The organism is Mesorhizobium sp. P2_C4 (assembly GCF_056404575.1).
This window is the reverse complement of record NZ_JBFUDT010000002.1, coordinates 503772-516362: the sequence shown is the minus strand read 5'-3', so window position 1 is coordinate 516362 and position 12591 is coordinate 503772. Positions and strand designations below refer to the sequence as shown.

The 12591-nt window shown below is 64.5% G+C and carries 1 protein-coding gene; it reads left to right on the top strand.

The features are described from left to right. Positions 1-43: 43 nt before the first annotated feature. Entirely contained in the window at positions 44-12472 is a 12429-nt protein-coding gene (locus AC1DX6_RS08825) for a beta strand repeat-containing protein (RefSeq protein WP_477312353.1), read from the top strand. The last annotated feature ends 119 nt before the right edge of the window (positions 12473-12591 follow it).

Sequence of the window (12591 nt, the reverse complement as noted above, 5' to 3'; positions counted from 1 at the left end):
GCAGGGGATGGAGACGACCGAGGCTACTCGGCAAGGCGGTGGTATGAAAGCACGTGGACACGGCTTCCGCGTGCGCGCCGGCTATCGTCATTCGCATCTCGCCCGGCATCTCTGGAAGACGACGGCGCTTTCCACTTTCGCGCTTGCCCTGTCGGGCATGGCCGCGCATGGCGGCCAGGATGGGCTGTGGCAGCCGCAGATCCGCGCCATCATCGGCGCCGACAACAATGGTGCAAACACGGCGATCGAAGGGTTCTTGCCGCTGAAGCAGAACCTCGAATCCGTTCTGTTCCTGGATGTGCGCTCGAAATATGATTTCCAGGACGGTTTTGGCCAGGACGTCGGCCTCGGCGTTCGCCGCATCGTCAACCCCGACCTGATGATCGGCGGCTACGCCTATCTCAACATCCAGAACAGCGACAGCCATCAGTTCGTCGCCTCGACGCTCGGCCTCGAGGCGATCACGTCGAAGTACGATGCGCATGTGAACGTCTACCTGCCGATCAGCGGCGACGTGAAATCAGACGGATTCGATTCGACCCTATCGCTGGTCGGCAATCAGCTGCTCGAGCAGATATCGGCCATCTCCCACCGCGACTACGCCGCCTGGGGCATCGAAGGCGAGGTCGGTATCCAGGCGCCGATCGATCTTCCCGAAAAGCACTCGCTGCGCTTCGATGTCGGCGCCTACCATTTTGCCGACCCGGACGGCGAAGACCGCAGCATCACCGGCGCCAAGGCCGGTTTCGAATATACGATCGGCGATGTCATCGGAACCGGCACGGAGCTGACCTTCACCGGCGAAGTGCGCAACGACAATCGCGACAACACCCAGTTCGCCGGCAGCGTGCGGCTGACGGTTCCGCTCAATGCCCCTGGCAAGGGGTCTTCGGCCGATGACGAGCCGGTCTTTCCGGTCGGCGCCGGCTTGCGCAAGCGCGTCAACGAGCGCGTGCGCGGCGATATCGGCGTCAGGATAGAGAGCGCCGACAAGGTTACCGGCAACACGACGCGGGTGGCGATCAATGCCGCCACCGGTACGGCGTTCGGCAAATTCTTCTTCGCCGATGGCGACAACGACGCGCTTGGCCTCGGCACGATCGGCGACCCGACGACACTGGACAAGGCGGTCGCCGGCGCCGGTGCGAACGGCTTTGTCGTCGCTCTCGGCGGCAAGGGCAACATTACCACCGCCGGCGTGACGCTGGCCAATGGCCAGACCGTCATCGGTGGCGGCGGCAGCGTCAAGGCGCTGCTCTTCAACGGCAGCACCAGCAGCTTCACTTTCGGCGGCAGCAGCGGCACCATCCAGGGCACCAACGTTGGCAACAACGTCATCACGCTGGGCAACGCCAATACGCTGAGCGGCATCACCATCACCGGCGGCGCCGACGGCATTTTCGGCAACAACATCAGCGGCGCCACGCTGACCAATGTCACGGTCACTGGTGCTGGCGGCAATGGCGCCGATTTCACCGGCACCTCGACCAATATCTCGGCCTCCAATTTCACCGCCACCGGCAACGGTCTCGACGGCCTGCACATCGATGGCGACGGCACCTACAATTTCACCGGCACGACGCTGTTGCAGGGCAATCTAGACGACGGCCTCGATGTCACCGGCGACGGCACCTACAGCTTCGCGACAGTCAATGCGCTGAACAATGCCGACCGCGGCATCACCGTGCAGGGCACGTCGGTCTCGGGCAGCTTCACCACCACCGGCGGTACGGTTTCGGGCAATGGCGGCATCGGCGTCTTCATCGACCCGATCACCGCGCATGTGGTGCTGGATTCGATCAGCCAGACCGGCGGCGTCTCGGGCGTGGTGCTCGACGCGGTCTCCGGCAGTTTCACCGTCAATGGCAACACCACGATTTCGGGCACCTCGGGACCGGCGATCGCCATTTCGAATTCACCGGCGACGATCCGCTTCGGCGACATCAACATCAGCGCCCCCGGCGGCGACGGCATGTCGTTTGCCGGCGTCAACGCCGCGGTGATCGCCGGCAACATCGTCATCTCCGGGCTTGGCGTCGGCACCGGTCTCGATTTCTCCGGCAGCCAGACCAATTTCACCGCGCAATCGCTCAACATCACCGGCACCGGCGCTGCCGGCTCGATCGGCATCGACCTTACCTCGCCGAGCGCGGGCGGGGCAACGATCATCATCACCAATGGCGGCGCGATCGCCAATGTCGACACCGGCGTGCGCTTCGGCATTTCCGGCTCGCTGGCCAATTCGGCCAATGCCCAGTTTACTTTCGGTGGCGGCTCGATTGCCGGCATCACCGCCTCGCTCGACGCGCGCGGGCTCAACCAGACGCTCGGGCTTTATGCGTTCGGCTCGACAACCTTCAGCGGGCCGCAGCTCTTCGACCCGCAGAATTTGATCTTCATCGGCTCGTCGGCAACGGGCACAGGCGACGGTTCCTCGCTTGCGAATCTCGTCGCAGTCGGAACCGCCGACGCCAATACCAGCGGCACCGCGATCTTCGTGCTGGTCAACGATGTCGGCAATACGCCGATCGACGCAGCTGGCGGCTTCACGCTGAGCGCTGGCCAGACGTTGGCTTCGTTCGGCAATGGGCGCACCTTCTCGCTCGGCGGCATTCCGGTGAACGTGACGGGCACCAATGTCCAGCACGCTACGACCATCTCCGACCCCAATGGCGCCGCGACGCTGACCAATAGCGGCGCCGGCGACGTCGTCACGCTGGCCAACAACAGCTCGCTGCTTGATTTCAACATCAACGGCGGCAGCGCCAACGGCGTCCACGGCAGCAACGTCAGCGCGGTTACGATCTCCGGCCTGAACGTTTCGGGCGCCGGTCTCGATGGGGTGCTGTTCGATGGCACCAACGGCGTCACCGCCAACAATTTGAACTCGAGCGGCAATACCGGCAACGGCGTGCTGATCGACCACGGCGACGGAACCTATAATTTCACGGGCACGACCACACTCTCGAACAATACCGGCCACGGCCTGTTCATCGTCGGCGGCGGAAACTATGGGTTCGAGACGCTCGACGCCAAGAACAATGGCGGCGTCGGCGTCTTCGTCAACTCGACGGGCGGCGGAACACTGACGACGACGGGCGGCACGATTTCGGGCAATGGCCTCGCGGCATTCGATGTCGTCACTTTCGGGATTGGCAACAGTATCGGGCTCGATGTCACGCTGGACACGGTAAGCCAGTCCGGTGGACAGAATGGAATCGGCCTGACCAACGTCGGCGGCAATTTCTCCGTCACCGGCACGACGACGGTCTCCAACACCCTTTTTGACGGCATTTTCATCTCAAGCAGCTCCGCCACGGTTGATTTCGGTGGCGCGGCCACCATCACCCAGCCATCCCGCAATGGCATTGCGCTCAGCGGCAACTCGGGCGCCATCACCTTCGGCGACGTGAGCATCAGCCAGCCGGGCGAGAACGGCATCGACGTTTCCGGTACGAACGGCACCATCGGCTTCGCCAACATCGACATCACCAACCTGCCGACGGGCAAGACCGGGCTCGACCTGTCTGGCAGCCAGTCGACCTTCACTGCCACTTCGCTCGACATCACTGGCGCCGGCACGTCGACCGGCATCGATCTTTCCGGCACCACCGGCGGCTCGGTAACAATCGGCACCGGCGTCATTTCCGTCGGCACCGGTGTGCAGATGGGCACGCATGGCGCGGCCGGGACCAGCGCCGACACCACCTTCTCGTTCGGTGCGGCCGGCGGTGCATCGATCACCGGGACGACCGCCTCGCTCGACATGCGCGGCCTGTTGGCCGGCAACGGCACCTATGCCTTCAACACCACTGTGCTGAACGGGCCGCAACTGTTCGACGCGGCCAGCATCATCTTCGTCGGCGCCGCCGACACCGGGACCGGCAGCGGCGCGGACGTCAACGATCTCATCAACGCGGCCGCCGCCGACGATTTGACCACCGACGCCAACACCATCTTCGTCCTGGTGGACAAGAACGGTGGCGATGTCCTCAACACCGATGCCGACGGTTTCACCCTCGCCAACGGTCAGTCGGTCGTCTCCTTCGCCAATGGCCAGGTTGTCGATCTGGGCGCGCCGCCCGCCAATGTCACGGGAACCAATGTGGTCACCGGCGCGACGCAGGCCGACCCCTTCGGCAATGGTGCGGCGACGCTCAACAACGGGGCCGGCAGCGCAATAAACCTCGCCGACGGCAATCTTATCCAGAACCTCATTGCCAGCAACACTGGCTCGGGCGCGGCGATCGACGGATCGGGCAGCAACGGGCTGATCATCAACGGCGTGACCATCAGCAGCGCCGTCACCGGCGTCGACCTGACCGGCGCCTCGGGCACGATCGGCGTCACCAATCTCAACATCCAGGCGGCGCAGAACGGCATCGTGCTGGCCAATTCGGCTGCAACGGCCAGCTTCACCGACACCACGATGGGCGGCGTCACCGGCACCGGCCTGTCGCTCAACAATTACAGCGGCACCGCCACCTTCACCAATTTCGACATCACCGGCGCCGGCACTGGCGTCAGCATCACCGGTGGTTCCACCGGCACGATGACCTTCGACGCGGCGAGTTCGATCGCCGGCACGACGGGCATTGCGTTCAACATCGATAGTTCTCAGCCGAACGTCACCTATAACGGCACCATCAACCAGACCGCTGCTGCAAGCGCGGTCAAGATAAATGCCATGACCGGCGGCACCGCCACCTTCGGCGGCAAGATCACTGCCAGCACCGGTGCGGCCAATGCGATCGACCTGACCGGCAACACCGGCGGCACGATCAATTTCAACGGTGGGCTCGACCTCACCACCGACGGCGGCTTTGCCTTCAGTGCGATCAATGGCGGCACGCTGAGCGTGACAGGGTCCAACACGGTCGCCACTGGTGCCAACCTGATCGAAAAGGGCATCCAGCTTGGTGGCGTTGGCGGTCTGACCATTGGTGCTGCGGGCGTGACCTTCGCCAGCGTCACCGTCGACGGCTCCGGTGGGTCGGTGCCGACCGGCATCGTTATCGAGAACACCGGCGGCGGCAACGTCACTTTCGGCGCCGTGAACATCAACCGCGTCAATGGCGATGCGATCCGCCTCACCAACGTGGGCAGCGGCATCTATACATTCGGTGGAACGACGACGATCGACACGGTTGTTGGCGGCGGCGCCGGTTTTGTGGTGCAAGGCAGCGCCGCGACGGTCAATGTCAACAATCTGGTGACAACGCTGGTTTCCGGCGCGGACGTCAGCCTGACCAACAACACCGGCACGATCGCCATCGGCGGTACCATCACCAATTCCGGCAGCGGCGACGGCGTCGTCGTCTCCGGCGGCAGCGCGGCGATCACAGTTTCGGCCGGCATCTCCAGCTCGGCCACAGCGCCGGGCACGGCGGTGAAGGTCGACGGCATCACCGGTGGATCGGTAACCTTCAGCGGCAATGTCACCTCGACCGGCACCGGCAATCTCTTCAACATCGGCTCGACGACGGCACCCACCGGCGGCACGGTCAGCTTCACCGGCTCGACGCTGACGGCGACGGGCGGTGGCGGTGCGGTGATCGGCGGGCTCGGCGTTGGCGCGACCTTTAACGCCACCGCGGCGCTTTCCGTTACTAATGCGACCGGCAACGGCCTGTCGGTCGCCAATGTCGCCGGCAGTGCCACCTTCGGCGCGGTGACGGTGAGCGGCGCCGGCGCCAACGGCATCGACATTTCAGGCAATTCCGGCTCTGTCACCCTCGGCACGACCAAGGTGACGATGGGTGCCGCCGCCAACACGGCCGGCATCAATTTCGCCGGCACCAATGCCGACGTGACCTTCGGCACGACGACCATCGACAATGTCGGCGCCAACCAGACCGGCATCGACTTCAGCGGTTCCGCCACCACGGCCGATTTCGGCCTGACGACGATCACCGGCCTTGGCGATCTGACCTCGCGCGGTATCGACCTGTCGTCGACATCAGGCAACAAGGTCATCACCTTCCTGCAGGGCTCCAAGATCGACAATCTTGGCGTCGGCGTCGAATTGTCGTCCGGCGGCACCACCGCGACCTCGGCCAACGCCACCTTCACCTTCGGTGACGGCGATTCCACCGACGGGCTGGAATCCTTCATCATTGCCGCCGCCGGCGGCTTTACCGTCAACACGGTCGGTCTCGATCCGACGCTCGGCAATTACGATTTCGACGACGTGTTCTTCACCGGCAGCGCCAATCTGGCAACGGCGCCCGGTTCGGTCACTCTGGTCTCGCAGTCGGGCGGCTTCATCGCCCAGGGCACGACCGGCAATCTCAGCATGGGCGTCAACACCATTTCGCTCGCGGCCGCCGATGCGCTGACCGGCGCACAGAACTTCGCCTTCGTCGGTACGATCAATCTCGGCGCCACCACCTTCACGCTCGATTCTGGCCAGACGATCACCGGCTTCGGCAACAACAACGTCGTTTCGACCGGCACGATCCAGCCGGCCAATGTCCAGGGCAATCTCGGCGCCACCGGCGGCAACATCTCCGGTGACGAGGCCGTGGTCAGCGGAACGGCCAACCTCATGCAATTGCTCGGCGACAACGCCGTACGCCACACCGCCTTCGACTTCAGCAGCGCCACCGGCGCTGCCTTCCTCATCGACCAGAGTGCGGTCGGCTTCAGCAATGCCAGCGGCATCACCATCGAAGGCGTGACGATCATCAATGTCGCCGCCGGCCAGACGGCGATCAAGGTCGTCGGCCTCGACAGCAACCTGACGGTCATCAACAACAACATCAACGTTGCCGGCACGCTGCTCGACGTCAATGGCGGCACAGGCACCATCTCTGTGTCGCGCGGCATCCTGCCCAACAGCGCGACACCGGGAACGCTGACCGGCGGCGGCATCAATATCGCCAATCGCACCGGCGGCGCGGTGACCTTCACCGACCAGGCGACCATCACCGGCGGCAATGGCGTCTCGATTTCGGGCGGCAGCGCGGCAGCCGCGGTCAATTTCAACGGCGGCCTCGACATCACGACATCCGCCACCACCGGCCTCAGCCTCTCGGGCCTCAATGTCCTGACCGTCGCCAATGCCGGCTCGACGACGATCAATGCGACGGGCCAGACGGCGCTGTCGCTGCAAGGCACGCTCGGCGCCGGCGGCGTCAACTTCGACAGCATCACCTCAAGCGGCGGCACCAGCGGCATCATCCTCAACGGCGTCACCGGGGCGGTGAATGTTTCCGGCGCGACGAGCATTACCGGCACCAGCGGCTTCGGCATCGACATCACCGGCGCCAACACCGGCACGTTCACCTTCGGCGCGGTGACGGTCAACAACACCGCCACGGCCGGCGGCGGCATCCATGTGGTATCCGGCACGGTCAACGTCACCGGCCTCGCCAACATCGATACGACGAGCGGCGTCGGCCTGTCGCAGAGCGGCGGCACGACCAGCTTCACCGGCGGCCTGACCATCGACACGACGACCGGCACCGGCATTGCCGGAACCGGCGGCACGATGGGCATCACCGCCACTGGCGGCGCCGAGACCGTGAATTCGACTCTCGGCCAGGCGATCAGCCTCTCAGGCGTCGCGGCGACCATCGCGTTGGACTCGACGTCATCGGGCGGCGGAACAAACAATGTCAGCTTGAGCAATGTCAGCGGCACCGTGAATCTCGGCACCGGCGCGCTCGGCGGCGCGTCGGGCGTGGCATTCCTGCTCAACGGCGGCGCCGCGACCGTCAGCTATGGCGGCACGGTCACCAAGACCACCGCCGGCAATGTCGTCGACATCTCCGGCGTCACCGGCGGCACGGTCACGCTGTCAGGCAACCTCAGTGCCACCGGTGGCTTCGACAACGGCATCGATGTCCACACCAACACCGGCGGCACGTTCAATTTCAACGGAGCCATGACGCTTTCCACCGGCGCCAGCCCGGCAGTCAGTCTGATTGCCAACACCGGAGCCGTGATCAATTTCGGCGGCGGATTGGGGATCACCACCACCTCCGGTACCGGCTTCAATGCCACCGGCGGTGGCACGATCAGTGTCACCGGCGCCAACACGATCTCGACCGGCAGCGGCACCGCGCTGAACCTCAACGGCGTGACCGTCGGCACCGGCGGCGTCAACTTCAACTCCATCTCCGTCAATGGCGCAGCGACCGGCATCGCGCTGAACAACATCGCCTCGTCCGGCGGCGGCGCCATCGCGCTCGGCACGGTCAACCTGCAAGGCATCACCTCGCGCGGTGTCGATGTTTCCGGCACGCTGGGCGCGGCACTGTCCTTCACCAACCTCGACATCGGCCTCAACAGCACCACGGGCGTCGCCTTCGATCTCAATGGCGCAACCATCAATGCGGCGGTGACAGCCGACGATTTCGACGTCACCAACGCGGCCGCGGCCGGCACCTCGATCGGTGTCGACCTGCGCGGCGCCATCGGCGGCCAGACGGTGCGCCTAGGCGATGCCGTGGTTGGCGGCGCCAGTTCGAGCATTGCCGGGGTCAACACCGGCGTGTTCCTCAACAGCACGACGAACCTTGCCTTCGTCTATGGCGACGGCGAGTCGGCGACGGACCAGAATTCGACCATCAGCGCCAATGTCGGCATCGACGCCGCCAGCGCGCCGGTGGCCGGCACCTACAATTTCCAGGATGTGAACTTCCAGGCCAATCCCGGCAACGGCTTTGGCCTCGGTAAGATCTATTTCGTCGGCGCGACAGCCACCGGCGACGGCACCGGCCGCGACCAGAACAATCTGGCGACGCTGACCACCGCGGAAGCGGCGGCGGTCGCCAGCGACATTCTCGTCCTCGTCAACGATGGCGGCGCCATCACTGCGGCAGGCAGCAATGGCAACGACACGCTGGTGCTGCTGGCCAACGAACAGGTGCGCGGCTTCGACAATGGCAACATCAATCTGGCGCTGACGGTGCCGTCGACCATCCAGCTCGCCAGCAACAGCCTCTCGATCGCCGACCAGACGCCGGGGGGCACCACCACGCTGACGACCACCGACGGCAACAACGTCATCACGCTGGGCGCCAGCGGCAACATCATCGACGGCTTTATCATCGATGGTAACGACGGCACGGGCTTGAATGCCGCGATCGGCATCAGCGGCTCCGTCACCGCGAACGCCACGATCAGCAACATGACGATCAGGAACTTCACTGCCGCCGATATCGACTTCGGCACCGGCGCCACCGGCACCACGACGCTGACCAATCTTACCCTCTCTGCCGGGGCGGCCACGACCGCCATCAAGTTTGGCGCCGCCACCGGAACGGTCACCGCTACCAATGTCGATACCACGGGGGGTAGCGGCCTGTCCGTTGTCGGCGGAAATGCGGCGTTCATCTTCGACAGCACGAGCTCGACCAGCAGCGTCGCCGGCACCGCTGTCAGCATCACCAATCGCACCGGGGGCAGCTTCGGCTACGCAGGCACGATAACGACGGGCGTCACCGCCGGCGGCATCGTCATCTCCGGCGCGACTGGCGTAAACACGGTCAGCTTTACCGGCGCGGTCACTCACAACGCCACCGGCGCCGCGGTCTCGATCAACAATGGCGGCTTGGCCTCGACCGTCAGCTTCGCCAATCTCGCCATCACGACGGGCTCCGTCAACACGGCCTTCACCGCGACCAATGGCGGCACGGTCAATGTCACCACCGGCTCGATCAGTGCAGGCGCGCAAGCGGTCAACCTCAACGGTATCGCAGCCGGCATCAATTTCACCTCGATCACCTCAGGCGGCGGCGTCAACAATGTCGCGCTGACGAACGTCACCGGCACGGTCGATCTTGGCTCCGGTGCGCTGAGCGGCGCGACTGGCGCGGCGTTCCTGGTCAGCGGCGGCACGGCCAACATCAGCTATGCCGGTTCCGTCACCAAGACGACCGCAGGAAACGTCGTCAGCATCTCCAGCCGCACCGGCGGTACCACGACGCTGTCGGGAAATCTCAGCGCTACCGGCGGCGTTGCCAACGGCATCCTGGTCAATGGCAACACCGGCGGCACGATCAACTTCTCCGGCGCCACCAAGACACTGACCACCGGCGCCAACAACGCCGTCGATCTGACGACGAATGCCGGCACAGCGATCAATTTCAGCGGCGGCGGCCTAGCCATCACCACCACCTCCGGCATCGGCTTCAATGCCTCCGGCGGCACGATAACCGTTACCGGCTCGGGCAACACGATTTCGACCGGCAGCGGCGTCGCGGTCAACATGGACACCGTCGCCGTCGGTGCGGGCGGCGTGACCTTCGCGTCCACCAACAAAGGCGCCGGCGGCACCAGCGCCGTCATCCTCGACACCGTCACCGGTGCCGGAGCGATCGATCTCGGCACCGGCGCGCTGATCGGCGGCACCAGTGCCGTGATCCGTATCGGCGATGGCGCCGGCACCGCCAACAGCGGCGGCACGGCGGCCTTCACCTATGCCGGCACGATGACCAGCGGCAGCGGCCGTGGCATCGACATCCAGGATCGCGCCGCGGGCGCGGGCAACATCACGCTGTCGGGCAACATCACGCACAATGTCGGCGGCCAGACCGGCATCTTCCTCGATGACAATGCCGCCGGCACCATCACCTTCTCCGGCGCGTCGAAGTCGATCACCTCGACGACGGCGAACGGCGTCAGCCTGAGCGACAATGCCGGCGTGACGATCAACTTCACCAATGGCGGGCTGGTCATCAGCACCACCAGCGGCATCGGCTTCAACGCCACCGGCGTGGGTCCGGCGGCCACCACCGGCGGCACGGTGACGGTGCAAGGCACCGGCAACACGATCACGTCCACTACCGGCACGGCGCTCAACGTCGTCAACACGACGATCGGTGCGAGTGACGTGACGTTCCAGAGCATTTCGGCCAACGGCGCCGTCAACGGCATCGTGCTCAACAACACCGGCGCGAGCGGCGGGTTGACGGTGACCGGCGACGGCGCCACATCAGGCGGCCAGCTCGTGCTCAACGGCACTGGCGGCACGATCCAGAACACCACCGGCGACAGCGTGGTGCTGACCAACGCGTTCAACATCAATCTGCGTCAGATGAACATCACCAATGCCGGGCTGGACGGTGTGCAGAGTATCGGCGGCGGCAATATCAAACTGTCGGCCGTCAACATCACCAATCCCGGCGCGTCCAACCCGTTGTCCGATGGCTCGAGCGGCAACCCGGCAGGCTTTGGTGGCGGCAATGGCTGGTTCGCCCAGAACATCACCGGCGTCAACGCCTTCGACAACAACTCCAAGGTCTCCGGTTGGCAGTCGTCGCAGTCGAACGGCGTCTTGCTCTTCAACACCAACACGAGTTTCACCTCGTTCACGGTCGATCATGCGCTGTTCACCACCTCGGCGACCGGCGCCGACGGCTTCCTGGCCAACCTGTTCGGGACGACCTCCGGCACAGTGAACGTGACCAGCAGCGAATTCACCCTGATCGATCAGGACGCCGTGCAGATCAGCAACCAGGGTTCCGGCACCGTCAACGCCATCGTGCAGAAGAGCAATTTCCACGATGCGGACAATACAAGCGGCGACGGCAACAACACGCTATATCTGTCCAATTCCGCCAACGGCGTCCTCAACTTCACCATTGGCGGACCGACCGCGGCCGACGGCAACACCTTCCACAATCTGGCGAGGTTGACGACCTTGGCTGGCGTCGTTCAGGTCGACGCTGCCGGTGGCAGCGCGGCGACACCTGATGGCGGGCAGATCAACGGCTCGATCCGCAACAACACCATCAGCAACGATGTCGGCTTCGTGAATGGCCGCCGCGCCATCGACGTCCAGGTCGAGGCGGACTCACACGATCTCGGAAAGCTCGCTGTTCTGATTTCCGACAACACGATCAACAACGTCTCCAAGCAAGGCGTTCACGTCTCCGTCGTCTCCGTCGGCGGCGGCAGCGTCACCGATGCCAACTGGACCATCCAGAACAACCATATCGGCGACACGTCGCCGGTCGGCACCGAGGGCAACGTCGACAGCGGCTCGGCCATCGAGTTCGAAACGAACTTCGATTCATTTACGAGCGGCGCCGATATGGTCAACAACCTGCTGATCCAGGGCAACATCGCCGTCAACAACGCCAACAACGCAACCGGCGCAACATTTGATATCAGCAATATCGGCGGCACGGCGGCGTCGGGGACGACGGCGGTCCTGAACGCCACGATCCTCAACAACACGCTGACCAACAACAGCACAACCGGTGGCCATGTTCTGGACGTCCTCAACAGCAGCGCCGGCGACGGCGAGACGCTCAACCTCAACATATCGGGCAACAACACCACGCTCGGCGCATCGACGCTCGGCGAAATCCGGCTGCGGCAGCTGAACGGGACATTCAACATCCAGGGCGGCATCGGCGCCGTCAGCGGCAACAATAACGGCGATACGCTCTCGCAGACTGGTTCTTTCGGGACCGTCGGTTCCGTCACGCTGCCGAGTCTGCCGACCGGCGGTTTCTAGGGGTAGTTCGCCTCGTCAGCGCAACAATCCGTCAGGATTGGCGCTGGCCATAGTCGATGCAAAGAGGCACGCCAGCCAGGACAGAAGTCGGTGGCGGCGGGACTGTTTCGTATTGCGTG

Bases quoted from the DNA above. Each gene is read 5' to 3' on its own strand.
- AC1DX6_RS08825 (WP_477312353.1), top strand. From the start codon at position 44: ATGAAAGCACGTGGACACGGCTTCCGCGTGCGCGCCGGCTATCGTCAT.